Genomic DNA, 17,601 nt, shown 5'->3' with positions numbered 1-17,601 from the left:
TGGATAGCCACTGTATTTTAGTGTAACTAGTATAAATAACCGGGCCGTCATTTACGTTACACGTTTCTTACAGTTCAAAGAGTTGTATGAAAAAAAGACGTTTTACCTATACTCGAATGTGCCTGCCCCGTGACCTTGGCAGGGGGCGGGAACTGCGCTTGGCCAGATACCGAAAAGCCCCCGAGCTGGGGCCGAAAATCCTCTTTTTCAGCGGTGGTACAGCACTGAAACGCTTTTCTGAGGTGTTGACAGACTATACCCATAATTCCATTCATCTGGTTACCCCCTTTGATTCAGGCGGCAGCTCGGCAGAATTGCGCCGGGCCTTTGCGATGCCTGCCGTGGGCGACCTGAGAGCACGCCTGCTGGCGCTGGCTGACGACTCAGTCACCGGGCACCCAGAGGTAGCTGCGCTTTTTTCCCATCGGTTAGCCGCCCAGGGGCGGGACAACACAGCGGCAAAGGCCGCCCTTGAGCAAAGCCTGCAGGCCCTTGTTAGCGCTAAGCACCCGCTGCTTAAGGCGATCGCTGAACCCATGCGGTCGCTCATTCAGAGCTATATCGCCGCTTTTTATAAACACATGCCCCAGGACTTTAACCTCAATGGTGCCAGTGTCGGGAACCTTATCTTGACCGGCGGCTATCTAATTCATGATCGCTCCCTGGACCCAATCGCCTTTCTATTTGGCCAGCTGATCAAAACCCGCGGTACCGTTCGCACCACGACAGACGCCGACCTTCAACTGGAGGTGTTGCTAGAGAATGGGCGAAAAATTATTGGCCAGCACCGCTTTACCGGCAAAGAGACGGCTGAAATCGACTCGCCTATCCAGGCGATAAAATTATCCGGTGATGCGGATGATATCGAGACCTTGGATGCCTCCAAGGTGCGCAAGGAGACCCGTAAACTTATCGATTCGGCAGAGTTGATCGTCTTCCCGCCAGGCAGCTTTTACAGCAGCATCATTGCCAACCTACTGCCCAAAGGGGTGGATAGGGCGTTGGCTAAGAACCCTTCAGCTAAGGTCTATGTGCCGAGTCTAGGCGCTGACCTTGAAACCCGAGGCATGACACTGGTAGACCAGGTTCAAGTGCTCAATGCGCACTTGTCTTGCACACTTGAGCCCCTATCGTCTAAGCGGTCTTCCATTGATTTTTTACTGTTTGATTCGCAGCTGCTGAGTGTTTCTCCCCAACAGATTGAGACAATCCGTGATGCAATGGGGATACAAGTGATTGACCTGGATCTTGCGCCGGAGAACACTGACAGCCACCGTTATGATGACGTTAAGCTGGCTGAAGCGCTGCTTGGGCTGACCTGATATCCACACACTAGAAATGTTAGGCATTGCTATGCGTCTTAGTTATCAGGGCCCGCTGCCTGAAATGGTCGGATTTTTACTGCTGCCGCAGTTTTCCATGATGGCCTTTTTTGCGGCAGTGGAGCCGCTGCGAATTGCCAACCGCATAGCCAATAGTCCGTTGTTCGACTGGACGCTAATCAGTGCGGATGGCGGGCCGGTCACGGCGTCTAACGGCATGACCCTGATGACCGATCAGGCAACGGCGGATGTCCACCATCTACCCTCACTGGCGGTATGCAGTGGCTTCACTCCTGAGGCGCATCTTACCCGGCCGTTAATGGCCTGGCTGCATCAGTTGGATCAGGCGGGCTGCTGTTTAGGCGGCATTGATACCGGCGCGTTTTTGTTGGCTGCCACCGGGTTGTTAAAGCACCAGCGGGTGGCGCTGCACTGGGAGAGCCTGCCCGCCTTTCGTGAGCGCTTTCCGGGTATTGATACTACCGATGAGCTGTATGAGTTGGGCGAACGGCGTTTCTCCTGCGCGGGTGGGGCGGCAGCGATGGATATGGCGCTGGAAGTGATCGCACGGCGGCATGGGGCGAAGCTGGCCATCGATGTTTCCGAGCAACTTATTCATGACCGAATTCGCACTCGCAGCGACCAGCAGCGTATGGCGCTGGTGAAACGCTTAGGCACTCACAACAGGCGCGTTGTGGAGGCGGTGGCGCTGATGGAGCAGAACCTTGAAGAGCCGCTCGCCCTTGACGAGATAGCCAGCCGGGTAGATGTATCGGTTCGCCAGTTGCAGCGCTTGTTCGAGCAGGAACTGAACGTGACCCCGCGGCAGTGGTATTTGCAGCTGCGCATCAAGCGCGCCCGGCGGCTGCTAGCGGAGACAGATCTCGCGGTGCTGGCGGTGGGTTTAGCCTGCGGGTTCAGTTCGTCGTCTAGCTTTGCGCGTTCGTTTCGAACTCATTATGGCTATTCACCTCGGCAGGTGCGGGAGAAAGGCGTTTAAGGCTCAATAATTGTCGTGTAATGCCTGGTAATCGTCGCCTTACGCCTAGTAGTGGGGAGGCAGCCGCGCATACTAACTAAACCCAACGAATAAGAGGTTTAGCTAAATGTCTCCCACTACCATTTCTCCCACCACCAAGTCATTGACGTTAACAGCAGGGTTTTTACTCTCTGCGTTTGCCGCCACCCCTGCCATGGCGGAGCTTGATGAGCTACGTTTTGGGGTACCGCCGTGGCCTGGCGTAACGGTAAAATCAGAAGTTGCAGCCCAGCTACTGGAGACGATGGGTTACGAGACGCGGCAGCAGGATTTAGCCGTGAGCGTCATTCTGGAAGGTTTGTCGCGTAACGACCTGGAAATCTATTTGGGCGGCTGGTATCCCGTTCAGACCGATATGGTCGAGCCCTTGGTGGCCGACGGGAAAGTAGAAAAAGTGGTTTCCAATATCCGCGGCGCCAATTCCGGGCTGGTGGTTCCCCAGTATGTTTACGATGCGGGTGTCACCACAGTGTCCGAGCTGGCAGAACACCACGACCGTTTTGATGGTGAAATCCAGGGCATTGAAGCGGGCACCGGCATCAACGATGCCATTCTCAACGCCATTGATAACGACCTTGCAGGACTGGGCGATTGGCAGCTTCGCGAAAGCTCAACCTCGGCCATGCTGGCCCAGGCCGAGCAGAAAATGGCCGATGAAGAGTGGGTGACCTTTGTTGGCTGGGAGCCTCACTGGATGAACGTGAGCTTCGATTTGGCCTATTTAGCCGATAGCGATGATGCAGGCGTGGCCTCCATTGAAAGTACGGTATGGACGATTACTCCTGCCAGCCTGGTGGACGAAGCGCCGGAAGTTCACCGCTTCCTGTCGCAGTATGTGATCGATATCGAAGACCAGAACGACTGGGTACACGAGTACAGCTATGAAGAGCGTCCAGCAGATGAAGTAGCGAACGAGTGGATCGGCAACAATCTGGATACTGTGGCTGAGTGGCTAGAGGGCGTTGAAACTCGCGATGGCGAATCCGCCATTGAGCAGGTGCGGGCCCAGTTCGGTTCTTAACCCAGTTCTGTTCTTAAATAGTTTATTTATCCATCAAGGCGTTGCTTGAGCGCGTGGCAAAACGCCTGCCACGCGCTGCCCATATCGGATAGCTGCGATTGGGCGTGCAGAGCGGCGTGGACCATCTGCGGCGCACAGCGGTAGCCCACGGAGGCGCCTGCTGCTCGCCAGTTTGCCAATGCAGCTTCGATAGGCCGCGTTAATGGGTCTCGCTCCACCGTCAGTACTTCAATGCTATTGGCAGGAGGGGTGCTATCTCGATGCGTGGCAATGATTTCAGGGCAATGTTGACGAATGCTCAGTACATCGTTGCGCGCAAGCAGTGGGGCATCTTCGCCTAGGCAGGCTGGCGAAAGCTCGCCAACGGGTGGGTAGATTAACCCCAACGGCGGCGCTTCACTCAGTGGGTGGGCAAGGTCGATAGCTAATCGTCCACCCGCGCTATCACCCACCAGAGCAACAGGTTGAACGGCTGCTAACACCGCTTTGCAGTCTTCCAGCATGGCGGGGTACTTCACCTCCGGTGCCAGCCGGTAGTTAACGCTGACCACTTCACGCTCAAGCTGCTGTGCCAAGCTGGCGGCGGGGCCATGGTGGCTATCGGTTGAACCGATGGTAAAGCCGCCACCATGGATAAAAAGCACACATCCCGGTGATGGCTGCTGGGGATTAAAACGACGCACGCTAACGCCGTTTATAGCGCTATCTTCAATATGCATGCCGGCTGGGTTGGCCGGAGCGAATGTGCGGCAAAGCTTATCGTAGGCGCGCCGAGCCTCGGGGAAAGGCAGTGCCTCGATATCGCTTAGCCCTGCGCTAAAGCGATCAATAAAAGCGTCTATGTGCATAGCGTTAGCCTGTTTTTAATAGCTCAGCGCCGTATTCCGATGGTGCGGCCCGCTAACGTCGGCCACGCCTGACTATTTGCTTTGGGCAGTTCTTCGATGCAGTTCGCAATCTTCGCTGGAAACGGACTTGGCCGTCCTGACGCTTTTTTCATACCCATCAGCATCTGCTCGCTGGTCGCCAGCAGGTTGCCTTCATCATCGAACATGGCGAAAAACACATGCAGCCGTTTTGCATCGCTATCAAGCAATGTAAGGTCTACGTTGAGCGGCTGGCCTTGGTGCGCCTCGCGGCGGTAGCAAAGGTGGGTTTCCAGGGTATAAACCGTGTAGCCGTAGTGCTCGCGACCCGCTTCATCCAGCCCGATGTGATCAATAAGCGCTTCGCAGGCCTGAGAGAAGACGCGGGCGTACTCCGCGTCGTTCATATGCCCGTTGTAGTCGACCCACTCGGGAGCGACCTGGGTCTCATAAATGATCATTAAATGCGTCCTTTTAAGCCTTCGGCTTCCGGCCAGTATTTCTGTACCACCTCCAGCAGCTCGACTAAAAAGTCATCCCGACGGCGGTCAAGCGTGGCCACTGAGCGGCCTGCGGCCTGGTGCTCACAGCCTTCTACCACCTTATCAATCAATTCGTCGGTGAGCTCTGGGGCTTCCAGTTTTGTCCAGGGCAGTTTTAGCGCCGGGCCGAACTGCTCCAGCATATGTCGCATGCCGGGCTCGCCGCCCGCAAGGKGGAAGGTGAGAAAGGTGCCCATCAACGGCCAGCGTAGTCCACAGCCGTAAACTACTGCAGCGTCGATCTCTTCAGTGGTGGCCACGCCATCGTTGACCAGATGCAGGGCTTCCCGCCACAGCGCTTCCATCAAACGGTCGGCGATATGGCCCTCAATTTCCCGGCAAACTACCAGCGGGCGCATGGCGAGCGACTGGTAGAGTTCCTGGGCGGTGGCAATCTGTGCGGGCTGAGTAGCTTCGCCGCCAACAAGCTCCACCAGCGGTAGTAAATAGACTGGGTTGAAGGGGTGGGCAACGATCACCCGACCTGGCGCTTGTTGGCACTGCTGCTGCAGATCAGTGGGCTTAAAGCCAGAGGTGGACGAGCCGATGATGACGTCTGGTGCGGCAGCGGCGTCAATTGCGGCTAGGATCTCTTGTTTTAGCTCAAGGCGCTCAGGGACGTTTTCCTGAATCAGATCAGCGCCGTTCACGGCCTCTTCAATCGTTGCTACAAACGTTAGCCGTTCAGGACTAGCGTTGGGCGCCAGGCCGAGCTGGGTTAACGAAGGCCAGGCGTTGTCGATAAACGACTGGGTGCGCGCTGGCGCTGTAGGGTCTGGATCAAAGGCCACTACATCCCAGCCTTGGGCGAGAGCGCGGGCAATCCAGCCGTTGCCGATCACGCCGGTACCAATGATGGCTAAACGGCTCATGCGTCACCTCCTGCCGGGTTGCGCAGCTCTGGGTCACGCAGTTTGAGATGCGCGCGGGTTTCTGCAGGCGTCATCACGCGGGCGCCGAGATTCTCAATAATCGTCGAGGCCTTTTCGACCAGTTGGCCGTTAGTGGCCAGCACGCCTTTCTTCAAGAACAGGTTATCTTCCAAGCCAACCCGGGCGTGGCCGCCGAGCAGCACCGCTTGGGCGACCATGGGCATTTGATGACGACCAATGCCGAAGGCGGCCCAGTTGGCGTTGGCAGGTAATTTGTTGCGCATGGCCAGCATGGTTTCGGTATCGGCTTCGGCGCCCCAGGGAATGCCCAGGCAGAGCTGATAGAGCGGGTCGCCGTCGATCAGGCCCTCCTGCTGAAGCTGGCGGGCAAACCAGACGTGGCCCAGATCAAAGCACTCCAGCTCCGGCTTAACGCCGGCGGCTTGCACCAAACGGGCGTGTTCGCGTAGCCAGTCGGCTGGGTTCACGTAGACCATATCGCCAAAGTTAAGGCTGCCGCAGTCCAGCGTGCACAATTCTGGAAGCAGTTCAGCTACCGGCGCATGACGTTCAGCGGGCGTTTGAATATCGGTGCCGGGGCCGCCGCGCGTAGGATCTAGGGCATCGGGTATCCAGTCGCCACCACCGCCAGCGGTGATGTTCATCACGATATCAACATCGGCCTCACGAACGCGCTCCATCACTTCGCGGAACTGTTCAGTCGAGTGGCTAATGCCGCCAGTTTCCGAGTCGCGAACATGGATATGCGCGATGCTGGCCCCGGCACGAGCAGCTTCGATGCAGGACGCCGCAATGGCCTTGGGCGTGATGGGAACGTTGGGGTTTTTAGCGGTGGTATCCCCCGCGCCAGTGACGGCACAGGTTAGGATGACATTGCGGTTCATGGCGTGCTCTCTAGTCAGCGGTTTATTCGCTTACTAGTGTGTCGCGGTGGGCAAATATTAGTTGTCGTAAAGCGACATTCGCTATACATAGCTGGCTATTCACAATCATCTATGGGGGGATGGCGCAAAGTGTGGAGCGTCAGCCAGCATGGGAGGTCGCATCCACTGAGTAGCGGCTACCCAGACGATAGCGCATGGAGGGATGGAGAAACTTAACGTAAGTAACGACCCGTGAGGCACTCCAGGTACGGCGCATAAGTGCTAAACAGGGCTCGTTGACATCAATATCTAGCGCTTTGGCATCTTCTTCCGAGGGCAATAGCGCATCGMCGATATGCTCTATTTCGTCTACGGGGATGGTGTTCAATAAGTAGCGTGAAGGCTGCAATGTGTCATCAAATTGCTGGTGAATAAAATCCGGGGCCATGGCAGGCGAAACGKAGCGATCCTCAAGCTGTACAGCGAGCTCTTCCTCGTAGTGAACACAGCGCAGATGATAGACCGAGCTACCGGTGGTCAGCTCAAGCGCTGAAGCAATGGAGAACGGTGCGGCTACACGACCAAGTTCGAGTACTTCGCAATGGTAACGATGGCCACGGGAGGCTATTTCGTCAGCAATATTGGCTATCTGCAATAAATTGGAGTGTGGTTTGCGCTCAGCAATAAAAGTACCTACACCGCTGGTACGTTCTAAGAAACCCTCGTTAGTCAGTTCCCTCAGCGCCCGGTTTATCGTCATACGCGACATGCCGAGCTCATTAACTAATTGATTTTCAGATGGAATCATGTCGCCAGGTTTCCAAAAACCTGAGGCGGCGCGTTCCAATACAAACTGTTTGGCCTGTAAATAAAGTGCTTTTGGTGCGGTGACGCTATCGGTGCCGGATTTTTTCATCCACTACTCCAGTGATGGCTTAGAGCTAATCGCTAGTGACGTCATAATAAGGCAATCAGCTAGGGCTAGGTTAGTGTGGCATTGAAGCCGCTAGTGCGGCCAAGAACTGGTCGTTCTCCTCTCGGCTGCCGATTGAAACACGTACCCAATGGGTGTATCCCGGCTCTAGCCAAGGTTTAACGATCACTCCGTGAGCCAGCAGCGCCTCATGCACCTGCTCTGATGGCTGGGTCGTTTCGAAGAACAGAAAATTAGCCAGTGACGGTACCACTGTCAGCCCCATATCCTTCAGTGCTTGCGCCACGCGACTGCGCTCGCTCATTGTCAGCTCAAGGCTTGTTTCAAGGTGCGTCGTGTCCTGGAGTGCTGCCACCGCCGCCACTTGCGCGAGGCGGTTGACGTTGAATGGCGTACGCAGGCGGTCGATTAAGTCGGCAAGGGCGGGGCTGCTGACAATGCCATAACCAATCCGCAAACCAGCGAGTGCGTAGGCTTTTGAGAAGGTGCGCAGTACGATCCAGGGAATTTGCTGGTGAGCCAGCTGGGCCAGCACGTCTGGGTAATCGGGGCTCGTTTTGGCGTATTCATAATAAGCTTCGTCGAAGACCAGCAGGGTGGAGGGGGTGAGCGCATTAAGCAATTGATCAAGCTGAGCGGCGGATAAAGCGCTGCCAGCCGGATTGGAGGGCGACGAGAACATCAGCACGCGTGGCGGCTCGACCAGTGCCTCCAGCAACCCATCGATATCGAAACGCCCCCCATCAAGCAATGGCACCGAGTGGATATGGGCCCCTAGCGAGTGCGGGTAGAGTGTGTGCAGGCCAAAGGCGGGGGTGATCGTCACCAGGCTGTCGCCGTGGTCGAGAAATACCCGGCACAAAATCGCAATCAGATCCTCAGAGCCATTGCCAAATACCAGCCGTTCAGGGGCTATATCCAGTTGCGCCGCGAGCGCTCCACGTAACAGACTGCAGGATGCATCGGGATACAGGCCGCTATCCATCAAGGCTTTAGAGAGCGCAGCGGCTACTTGTGGAGAGGGGCCGTGAGGGTTTTCGTTGCTACCCAGTTTGGCGATACGTGTTACGCCGAAGCGCTTGCTGACCTGCTCGCTTGAGAGTCCGGCGTTGTAACCCTTGAGTTCGCGAACTTCCCGGCGCGCCAGATGGGTCGGGTCGAGGTTGGGCATCAGCTCGTTTGCTCCGGGGTCGTATGCCAAAAGGCGTTGCGGTCAAGGTAGTTCTGTAGGAACTGGCGTAGACGTGGATGGTTGGTATCACGGAATACTTCATTGGGGGTGCCGCGGGTAACGATGCTGCCCTGATCCAGGAAAACGACGCTGTCGGCAACTTGGGCTGCAAAGCCCATCTCGTGGGTCACCACCACCATGGTCATGCCTTCCTGGGCGAGCTGTTTCATCACGGCCAGCACTTCACCCACCAGTTCCGGGTCGAGGGCCGAAGTAGGTTCATCAAACAGCATGATTTTGGGTTCCATCGCCAGTGCCCGGGCGATCGCCACGCGTTGTTGTTGGCCACCGGAAAGGCGTGCGGGATACTCCTTGGCTTTTTCACTGAGGCCAACTTTGTCTAACGCCTTCATCGCCTTTTTTTCAGCCTCCTGTCGCGGTAAGCGCCTTACCCTGACTAACGCTTCCGTGACATTGCCCAGCGCTGTCATATGTGGCCACAGGTTGAACTGCTGAAAGACGATGCCCAGGTTGCGTCGGGCCTGATTGAGGCGGTTGCGTCCGGCGTGTTGACGGCGCCCCCGGTCATCGATTTCCCAGCCGAGTAGGCGCCCCTCGATATGAATCTCCCCTTCGTCATACTCCTCAAGAAAGGCCATGCTGCGCAGCAGCGTACTTTTACCCGACCCCGATGGGCCAATCAGGCAGACTACCTCCGAGTGATGCACATCAAGGTTGATATCAGTGAGTACTTGATGCTCGCCGAAACGCTTGCCGACGGCGGAGAGATGGATAATGGGGGGCGTCTTATCACCCCCTTTTTGCGTAGCTTCGACTAAAGCCGCAGCAGGGGTAGATGTGGACGAAGATAGGGAAAGCGACATAGCTAGCTCCTGTTCAGCGCTGCAAGTAGATGCCGACGCGGTGCTCAAGCCACCTGCCTGCGCGTGAGGTGATCTCGATCAGTAATAGATAGGCGATGCAGAGCACTAATAACGTTTCAATAAAGGTAAAGGTGCGGGTGCCAATACCGGTGAGCACCGCGGTTAGCTCCGGCACAGTGATAATCGACAGTACGGCGGTTTCCTTGCACAGAATGGTCAGCATATTGACGATTGCTGGCAGGATAAGGACGAGCATCTGCGGTAGTTGTACGCGCCACAGTAGCTGAAGGCGGCCAAGCCCCAGGCACTCGCCTGCTTCCAGCTGCCCACGTGGCACCGCGGCAAAACCGCTACGAAAAATTTCCGCAAAATAGACACTGCTATAGAAGGCGATGCAGAGCACCCCAGCCGTCATCGCGCCGAGCCGCAGGCCAAATGAGGGGCCGCCGTAGTAGACCAGGAACAGGATCACCAGAAAGGGGGTGCCGCGTACCAGCTCAATGAATACTCTTAGTAACAGCTGTAATGGCCGCCCACCAAAGAGCATCAGCGCAGCAATCAGTAATCCCGCCATAAGGCCCAGCACGCTACCTGCCAACCAGGTATAAATGGTGACTAAAAATGCGTTCCAGATTGCTCCGGCATTGGCAGTGATAATGGATAGATCGAAAGTCACGCCAGACTCCTCTCTAAATGACGCTCAAGTCGGCGCCCGAACATGGTCAGCGGTATGTTAATCAGGCAGTAGATCCCCGCTAGCACCAGGTAATGCTGGAAGAATAAGTAGTCTGACGAGGCGAGGTTCTGGGCCACCCGGGTAAGGTCCGCCAGGCCGACCACCGACACTAACGCTGAGGCCTTAATCAGCAATACCAGCTCGTTGACCAGTGAAGGGAGGGTGCTTTGAACCGCTTGGGGCAGCTCAATACGCAGCAAAATAGCCGGACGGCTCATGCCTAGTAGATGTGCCGCTTCACTCTGCCCTGAGGGGATTGCCATCAGGCCACCGCGTAATATTTCTGCGATATAGGCGCCTGAGCAGAGCGAGAGCGCCATCACCGCGGCGACCATAGGGGAAAGGTTGGGTAGGCCAAACATAGGCGCCAAATAGTAGATGACCAATAGCTGCACGAGCAGCGGTACACCCCGAAAGATAAAGATATAGCTGCCACCGAGGCGCCGTAGTAGTGGCATTTTTGCCAGTTGCATGCTGGAAATAAGTATCGCGATGACAAAGCCAAAGGTATTACCCAGCAACGACGTCTGTAGCGTGATAAGCAGTGCCTTGCCAAGCAACGGAAGGCTGAAAAGAAAGGTTGGCCAGTCGAACATTGGCAATATCCCTGGAGGTGAGGGAGAGCATACCGGGCGGTATCTAGCTCAATGACCGCCCGAACACGTCACAAGCTGATTAGATCTCCGGTTCAAAATCTTCGCTGGGAACATCCATCGGCTCGCCGAACCATTTGGTTTGCAGCTCAGCTAGGCTGCCATCCTCGTGCATCGATAACAGCACCTCGTTGATGGCTTCCACCAGTGAGGCGGACTCCTCATCGTTGCGCGCCATATAGCCGAAGTAGGCGGGTTGCCCAAAGGGGGGATGGACCACCTCAAACATTGGCCGTTGGGTAGCGGTGTAAGCAATATTGGGGAGTGAGTTGGCTACTGCATCAATCCGACCCGCGGCAAGATCAGCGTAGGTTTGGCTATAATCAACGTACTCGGTAATCGTTGGGGGCTCGGGCAATTCAGCGGCAAACGCTTTTAGCTGCTCAAGCTGCGCAGTGCCGCGACCACCACCGGCCGCTTTGCCGGAGATATCTTCGGGTGTTTGTATAGAGTCGTCGTCAGCACGCTTTAAGATGGCGACGGTGGCATCAGCGATGGGCAGGGTGAAGTTGTAACGTAGCTTGCGCTCTTGAGTAATCATCGCCGGACCAGCTACGAAGTCATAGTTTCCAGCCTCAAGGCCTGGCAGTACGCTGGGCCAGGGCAGATCGATCCAATTGATACTTACCTCTAGCTCTTCAGCCACACGCTCCATAAGTTCAAGGTTGAGTCCGCTCTGCTGGCCATTGTCTAGATAAGCGAATGGGGCGAAATGAAATTCAGTACCTACATTGAGAACCCCCCGTTCTTGAACCTCTTCAAGCAGATCCGCAGAGGCGGTGCTGGCTGCAAAAGAAGTACCAAGGCTTATCGCCAGGTAAGAGAGTGAATGCTTGAGTAGATTGGATTTTTTCATCGAGTCATGACTCCATCGGGATGATTAAGAAACTGTCAGGGCGCCTGGATCTGTTGGAGGCGAAACTGACAATGCGTACCAGTACGTCAGCTTTATAAAAGCAAACTGCATGCCAAAAAGTACTTACCTGTATATACATAATGGTTTTGCAAATTTTGGCACTAAAGGGCGAATTAACTTCGCCCTGTTTGAGTGCGGTTGTTGGTGAATAAAGGTGGCTTAACTGAGCACCTTGCCGGGATTGAGAATGTTGTTTGGATCAAATGTTTGCTTGAGGGCATGCATAACGTTCAACGCTTCGGGGCGGACACTGTGATGCAGGAATTCACGCTTAAGCAGACCAATGCCATGCTCGGCAGAAATGGAGCCGCGGTATTCACCGACCAGCCCGTAGATATCAGTTTCGATAGCGTGGTGAGTCGCCGAGGTGTTCTCAGTTAGCGAGTTACTATCTACAGTGAGATGCAGGTTGCTGTCGCCAATATGGCCGAAATTGACGATGCGGATGCCTGACCAGCGGTGCGTGAGCAGCTTGCCTGCCGCTTCAACAAAGTCGCCAATTTTTGCAATGGGTAAACTGATGTCGAAGTTGATCGGTGCCAACTTGACGGGAAATTCGCCAGTCGCCTCCCGAATTGCCCATAGTTCTTGGGCCTGTTTGATCGTGCTTGCCATGACGGCATCTTGCACTTCGCCAGTTTCCAGAGCGGCTTCCAGGACCATCTCTAGGTGGCTTGCATCGCCTTCGACCTCACACAGCACGTAAAGAGGGTAGCTTGATGGGAGAGGCGACTGGTTGCTCTGCCACTCGCAACTCATCGCATAGAAGTCCTGCCACATCACCTCGAATGCCTCTAGGGCTAGTCCGGTGCCACGCAGTCGATGCAGCAGACTGACCGCCGCCGGGTAGKCGCGTAGCGCGCACAAAAGCGTGCGGGACTCCCTCTGGGGCGGGGCAAGACGCAGTACAGCGCGGGTGATGACGCCTAGTGTTCCCTCGGCACCGATAAAACAGTGCTTAAGGTCGTAGCCGGTATTATTTTTGATCATGCTGTTCATCAAATCGAGAATCCGCCCGTCGGCTAGCACTACTTCAAGGCCGAGCACACGGTCACGTGTCATGCCGTGACGAATCACGCCATGGCCGCCCGCATTGGKGGATAAGGTGCCGCCGATCTGGCAAGTGCCTCGGGCGCCAAAATCAATTGGATAGCAAAAGCCTGCTTCTATAGCCGCGTCTTGGACGGCCTGAAGTGTAGTGCCCGCTCGCACCGTCAGTGTGGCGGCAACTTGGTCAACGTTCTCCACGCCGCTGAGCTTGATTAATGACAGCGCGACACTCTCAGCCGTGGGTACGGCGCCACCGGCTAAACCCGTCATGCCACCCTGGGGGACGATGGCGCGACGGTGCTGGTTGCAAAGTTGCAGCAGCTTGGAGACTTCCTGTGTGCTGGTTGGACGTACCAGCGCCAGTGGACGACAGGCGGCGTGGCCGGTCCAATCGCTATGACAAGACGCCGGGATTGACTCGCCCAGCAGCACGTTGTCGCCAAAGGCGCTTAGCAACAGATCTAGGAAGGCATCGTCTTTACTGGGTTTAATGCTCACGATAGATCTCCCATAGTCGGCTGCACGGTTTGTGTGGGCGAATCCACCGAATTAGCCGTGAGGTAATGTGAGTTGTCGTGTGAAAGATGGAGGGGAAGACCCAGACAGTCGCGGTCGAGTTGGGACACGCATGGGCGACCCAGCAGAGCAAGCGTATTGTGTAACTGTTGCTGGAGTAGCGTCAGGGCATGATTAGCGCCTGCCTCGCCGCCAACCGCGAGACCATATAGCGTGGCCCTTCCACTGAGTACGCCATTGGCGCCTAGAGCTAGCGCTTTGGCAATATCGCTACCTCGGCGAATGCCGCTATCGAGCAGAACCTCAAGTTCTTTTCCCACCGCATCGACGATGGGTGGCAAGCAGTCGAGGCTGGCAGGCGAGCCATCCAGTTGGCGTCCACCATGGTTGGTAACCACGATGGCGTTGGCCCCTAGCCGCTGGCAGTGGCGGGCATCCTCAGCATTGAGAATACCCTTGATGATCAGCTTGCCCGACCACTGCTGGCGAATCTCGGCTAGCGCTTCCCACGTTAAGTCGGTCGCCATTTGTTGACTGATGTAGGTAGCTGCGCTGGCCGCACTGTGCTCCCCTGCGGGCAAGTATTTGAGCAGGTTACCCAGTGTCGGTAGGCCGTTGGGCCAGAGTGCCTGGGCGGCCCAGCGTGGGTGGCACAAAGCATCTAGCGTATGGCCCATGGTCAGGCGTCGAGGGTTCAGGTAGCTGCGGCTGTCCCACTCGCGTCGACCGAGCACCACTGCATCGGTAGTGACTACAAGAGCCTCTGCATTAGCTGCTTGAGCGCGTTCGATCAGATCCTGGGTCGCTGATTTATCGCGTAGTGGATAGAGCTGAAACCACAGCCGACCGGTTGGGACAGCGGCGGCAACCTCCTCAAGGCTATTGCAGGATACGGTACTCAGCGTGAAGGGCACGTCGTGMCGTTGCGCCGCTCGGGCTAGGGCGATATCAGCGTCACGCCACAGCATGCCGTTGTAGCCGGTGGGGGCGATTGCCAGGGGTATTGCGCACTCCTGGCCCAAAAGGGTGGTGCGGCTGTCGATCTCACTTAGGTCAACCAGCGTGCGTGGTCGCCACTGCCAGCGTTGAAATGCTCTGCGATTGTCGTTGAGGGTGTGCTCGTCCTCGGCACCTGCATTGAGATATTCCCAGGCAAAGGCGGGCAGTCGGCTACTGGCCATCGTGGCCAGTTCATCGATACTTTGGGCGTGTCGCCAGCGGTGGCTTGGGGCGTAGCGTCGTTTCATATCAACCTTCGGCGTAGAGGCGTGGGCGGGGCAGCAGTGGTTCGAAGATAGCCTCGTCAACAAAGCGCTGGGCGGCAACGAGATCGGGGGCAAAGTAGCGATCCCGGTCGTAATGTTTAACGTCGCGCCGAATCAGTGCCAGCGCTTCTTCGAGGGAAGGTGACGTGGTCATGGGGCGGTGGAATTCCACCCCTTGGGCCGCCGCCAGTAGCTCAATGGCGACTACCGCGCTGGAGTTAAACGCCATGTCGGCCAGTCGCCTTGCCGCAAACGTCGCCATTGATACGTGGTCTTCTTGATTGGCGGAGGTCGGCAGGCTGTCTACTGAGGCGGGGTGGGCCAGGGTTTTGTTCTCGGACGCCAGTGCCGCCGCACTAACTTGGGCGATCATGAAGCCAGAGTTAAGGCCACTGTCGTTGACCAAGAACGCCGGTAGCCCTGAGAGGGCGGGGTCGACGAGTTGGGCGATACGTCTTTCCGACAGCGCGCCGATTTCTGAGATCACCAGCGCCAGCACATCGGAGGCCATGGCAACCGGCTCAGCATGGAAGTTGCCGCCGGAAAGGACGTCACCGTTGTCAAAGATCAGCGGATTATCAGAAACGGCGTTAGCTTCACGTAGAAATACGCCCGCTGCAAAGCGTAAGTGGTCGAGGCAGGCGCCCATCACCTGGGGCTGGCAGCGCAGCGAGTAGGGATCCTGAACCCGCGGGCAGTCGCGGTGGGATTCGCGCACCCGGCTGCCCGCTAGCAGCTCGCGGTAGAAACCAGCGACATCACACTGACCGGGGTGGCCGCGAACGGCCTGGATGCGCTCGTCAAACGGGGTGTCTGAGCCTTTTAAAGCATCCACTGTCAGGCTACCGGCGACCACGGCAGCGGTGAATAGTTTTTCGGTGGCGAACAGGCCGCGCAACGCAAGTGCAGTGGAAACTTGTGTTCCGTTGATGAGTGCCAGCCCCTCCTTGGGCGCTAGTGTCAGCGGTGCCAGACCCGCTAGGGCAAGTCCTTCAACGGCTGGCATCTCGCGTCCCTTATGGCGCATACGGCCTTCGCCGAGCAGGGTGGCGGCTAAATGCGCTAGCGGCGCAAGATCCCCTGAGGCGCCTACTGAGCCTTTAGCGGGAATACAGGGGTAGACCTGGGCGTTGTAAAGCGCCAGCAATGCGTCAATGATCAGCCAGCGTACGCCGGAGTGGCCACGGGCCAGCGAGGCGGCCTTAAGCGCCAGTATCAAACCAACGGTGGCATCGTCTAAGTTGTCACCAACCCCTGTGCTGTGTGACAGCACTAAGTTTCGCTGGAGCTCTGTGAGTGACGCGCGTGGTATTGAGGTCTGGGCGAGCACGCCAAAGCCGGTGTTAATACCGTAAACGGTGCGGCCACTATCCAGAATGTCGCTAACCGTTGCTTCGGCCCGAGCGACTCTAGCCCTGCTCTCCTCATCGAGCTCGATAGTGGGGCTGTCCTCAAAAAGCGCGCGAAGTGTGGCAAGCGTAAGTTGGCCTGGGGAGAGTCGTTGTACTGATGTCATGGTGACCTCTGAAGTGCTTTACGGGCATCATTTGGGAGCATCTAAACAGTCTTTTTCTCACTCAGCGGGTGTTGAAAATGGTTTTTAGATCTTCCCAGCTGTCGTTGAGAATCTGTGTCTATGAAATCGGACGCTGCTATTATGTATATACAGGTAGGTGGTGTTTATGCAAGTTCTATTGGTTAAGTTTCCTGGCGCTGTTAGAGATTATTTTAAAATGATAATTTTTAGTGCATTAATGGTGCTTTTTGTGTGATTTTGGTGCGTTTTAGGCGAAATTTTATAGGATTTGTTTTAATGACATGGATAGATAAAAGTATTTTTATATGTATATACTTATTGCTTGTGGCTGTTCTTGTTTATAGCCGCTACCGATAGCCTAAGTGGACTAACACGGGTAAGGATTGGGCTGGCTTTTCGTTGACAGTGGAGACTCAAGTAATGACAACTTCAGCAATGACCATACCGCTGGTTGATATGCAGGGCGTGCGTGAGGGCGACCCTGATAGCCTCGCGCGGGCGGGGGAGGCGATACACAACGCCTGTACCCAGGTGGGGTTCTTTTACATCATCAACCATGGTTTATCACAGGCAGTAATAGACGATGCTATGCAGGCCGCTCAGCGCTTCTTTGCTGAGCCACTGGAGCGCAAGGCGCAGGTGGCGGTTAATAAGCACCACCGTGGTTTTCATCGGCGCGGTGGTGCCACTATGTATCAGGCAACCCGACCTGATGAGAAGGAGTTCTATGGTTTTGGGCTGGACTTGGCCGAGGATGACCCAAGCGTACTGGCAGGCGAGGCACTGCGTGGGCCGAACCAGTGGCCAGACTTTATGCCGGAGTTTCAGCCAGCAATGGATCGCTACTTTGTTGAGGTAGGTCGCTGTGGCGCAGATCTGTTGCGTGCGATTGCGGTGAGCCTAGGAATCGACCCTGAGTTCTTCGCGGCAAAATACACTAAGCCGTTGCAGCGCACCCAGGCGGTCTATTACCCCGTGCAGGCTGATGATCGACCGGCGGATCAATTTGGCGTTGCGCCGCATACTGATTATGGCTGCGTGACGCTGCTCTACCAAGACGCCGTCGGTGGTTTACAGGTGCGCGAGCTGGGTAGCGAGCGCTGGGTTGACGCCCCCTTTATTGAGGGCTCGTTGGTGGTTAATGTCGGTGATCTGTTGGCGCGATGGTCAAATGACCGCTTTCGCTCTACGTTGCATCGTGTCATCAATACCAGTGGCCGGGAACGCTMCTCCATAGCGACCTTTTATGACCCCGACTATACGGCTCGCGTTGATCCTGCCGACCTTGGTGTCTCAGCAGCAGAAGCTCAATATCCGCCGGTAGCCGCGGGTGACTACATCTTGGGTCGCATTGATGCCTCAATGAGCTACCGCAAGGCTGCCGCATCCTGAT

Annotated in this window: 17 protein-coding genes; 4 read left to right on the top strand and 13 right to left on the bottom strand. The window is 56.2% G+C overall.

Translation table 11 applies throughout. The features are described from left to right. Nucleotides 1-86: 86 nt before the first annotated feature. From HALO_RS15550 to HALO_RS15540, 3 genes are all read left to right on the top strand, one after another. A complete protein-coding gene (locus tag HALO_RS15550) occupies nucleotides 87-1,322 on the top strand; it encodes a GAK system CofD-like protein (protein WP_231896724.1) in 1,236 nt (411 codons plus the stop codon). A gap of 31 nt (nucleotides 1,323-1,353) precedes the next feature. Continuing rightward, on the top strand, nucleotides 1,354-2,322 hold the full coding sequence (locus HALO_RS15545; protein WP_035578063.1) for a GlxA family transcriptional regulator: 969 nt from the start codon (nucleotides 1,354-1,356) through the stop codon (nucleotides 2,320-2,322). Between the two features lie 106 nt (nucleotides 2,323-2,428). Next, complete coding sequence (locus HALO_RS15540; RefSeq protein WP_035578064.1) at nucleotides 2,429-3,382, top strand: ABC transporter substrate-binding protein; 954 nt, start codon at nucleotides 2,429-2,431, stop codon at nucleotides 3,380-3,382. Between the two features lie 26 nt (nucleotides 3,383-3,408). On the opposite strand, the gene HALO_RS15535 is transcribed toward HALO_RS15540, so the two are convergent. From HALO_RS15535 to hutH, 13 genes are all read right to left on the bottom strand, one after another. After that, on the bottom strand, nucleotides 3,409-4,230 hold the full coding sequence (locus HALO_RS15535) for an alpha/beta hydrolase fold domain-containing protein (protein ID WP_035578065.1): 822 nt from the start codon (nucleotides 4,228-4,230) through the stop codon (nucleotides 3,409-3,411). Between the two features lie 23 nt (nucleotides 4,231-4,253). Next, nucleotides 4,254-4,709, bottom strand: coding sequence for a thioesterase family protein (locus HALO_RS15530; protein WP_035578066.1), 456 nt, complete (start codon nucleotides 4,707-4,709; stop codon nucleotides 4,254-4,256). Then, on the bottom strand, nucleotides 4,709-5,662 hold the full coding sequence (locus HALO_RS15525) for an L-carnitine dehydrogenase (RefSeq protein ID WP_050713614.1): 954 nt from the start codon (nucleotides 5,660-5,662) through the stop codon (nucleotides 4,709-4,711). Before HALO_RS15525 ends, HALO_RS15530 begins: the two co-directional genes overlap by 1 nt. After that, nucleotides 5,659-6,567: a 3-keto-5-aminohexanoate cleavage protein gene (locus tag HALO_RS15520; protein WP_035578068.1), complete on the bottom strand. Its 909-nt coding sequence runs from the start codon at nucleotides 6,565-6,567 to the stop codon at nucleotides 5,659-5,661. Before HALO_RS15520 ends, HALO_RS15525 begins: the two co-directional genes overlap by 4 nt. A gap of 139 nt (nucleotides 6,568-6,706) precedes the next feature. Then, nucleotides 6,707-7,462, bottom strand: coding sequence for a histidine utilization repressor (hutC, locus tag HALO_RS15515; protein ID WP_050713613.1), 756 nt, complete (start codon nucleotides 7,460-7,462; stop codon nucleotides 6,707-6,709). Nucleotides 7,463-7,532: 70 nt separating this feature from the next. Further along, complete coding sequence (hisC, locus tag HALO_RS15510) at nucleotides 7,533-8,651, bottom strand: histidinol-phosphate transaminase (RefSeq protein ID WP_035578070.1); 1,119 nt, start codon at nucleotides 8,649-8,651, stop codon at nucleotides 7,533-7,535. Continuing rightward, on the bottom strand, nucleotides 8,651-9,535 hold the full coding sequence (locus HALO_RS15505; RefSeq protein WP_035578071.1) for an amino acid ABC transporter ATP-binding protein: 885 nt from the start codon (nucleotides 9,533-9,535) through the stop codon (nucleotides 8,651-8,653). The genes hisC and HALO_RS15505 overlap by 1 nt, the downstream gene beginning before the upstream one ends. Nucleotides 9,536-9,548: 13 nt before the next feature. Then, entirely contained in the window at nucleotides 9,549-10,211 is a 663-nt protein-coding gene (locus HALO_RS15500; protein ID WP_035578072.1) for an amino acid ABC transporter permease, read from the bottom strand. Beyond that, a complete protein-coding gene (locus HALO_RS15495) occupies nucleotides 10,208-10,867 on the bottom strand; it encodes an amino acid ABC transporter permease (protein ID WP_035578073.1) in 660 nt (219 codons plus the stop codon). Before HALO_RS15495 ends, HALO_RS15500 begins: the two co-directional genes overlap by 4 nt. Nucleotides 10,868-10,946: 79 nt before the next feature. After that, nucleotides 10,947-11,780, bottom strand: a complete 834-nt coding sequence (locus HALO_RS15490; protein ID WP_035578074.1) for a transporter substrate-binding domain-containing protein — start codon at nucleotides 11,778-11,780, stop codon at nucleotides 10,947-10,949. Between the two features lie 219 nt (nucleotides 11,781-11,999). Continuing rightward, nucleotides 12,000-13,388 carry an FAD-binding oxidoreductase gene (locus HALO_RS15485; RefSeq protein ID WP_197671941.1) on the bottom strand — a complete coding sequence of 463 codons (1,389 nt, stop codon included), beginning with the start codon at nucleotides 13,386-13,388 and terminating at the stop codon, nucleotides 12,000-12,002. Continuing rightward, on the bottom strand, nucleotides 13,385-14,653 hold the full coding sequence (locus HALO_RS15480; RefSeq protein ID WP_081899038.1) for an alpha-hydroxy acid oxidase: 1,269 nt from the start codon (nucleotides 14,651-14,653) through the stop codon (nucleotides 13,385-13,387). Before HALO_RS15480 ends, HALO_RS15485 begins: the two co-directional genes overlap by 4 nt. 1 nt (nucleotide 14,654) lies before the next feature. Continuing rightward, nucleotides 14,655-16,187, bottom strand: a complete 1,533-nt coding sequence (gene hutH / locus HALO_RS15475) for a histidine ammonia-lyase (RefSeq protein WP_035578075.1) — start codon at nucleotides 16,185-16,187, stop codon at nucleotides 14,655-14,657. A 441-nt stretch (nucleotides 16,188-16,628) separates the two neighbouring features. Between hutH and HALO_RS15470 the strand changes: the two genes are divergently transcribed. Then, nucleotides 16,629-17,600, top strand: a complete 972-nt coding sequence (locus tag HALO_RS15470) for an isopenicillin N synthase family dioxygenase (protein WP_092490851.1) — start codon at nucleotides 16,629-16,631, stop codon at nucleotides 17,598-17,600. Nucleotide 17,601: the final 1 nt, after the last annotated feature.

It is taken from the genome of Halomonas sp. R57-5 (assembly GCF_900070345.1).
In the GTDB taxonomy this organism is placed as follows: Bacteria; Pseudomonadota; Gammaproteobacteria; order Pseudomonadales; family Halomonadaceae; genus Vreelandella; species Vreelandella ventosae_B.
This window is presented reverse-complemented; position numbering and strand designations above follow the sequence as displayed.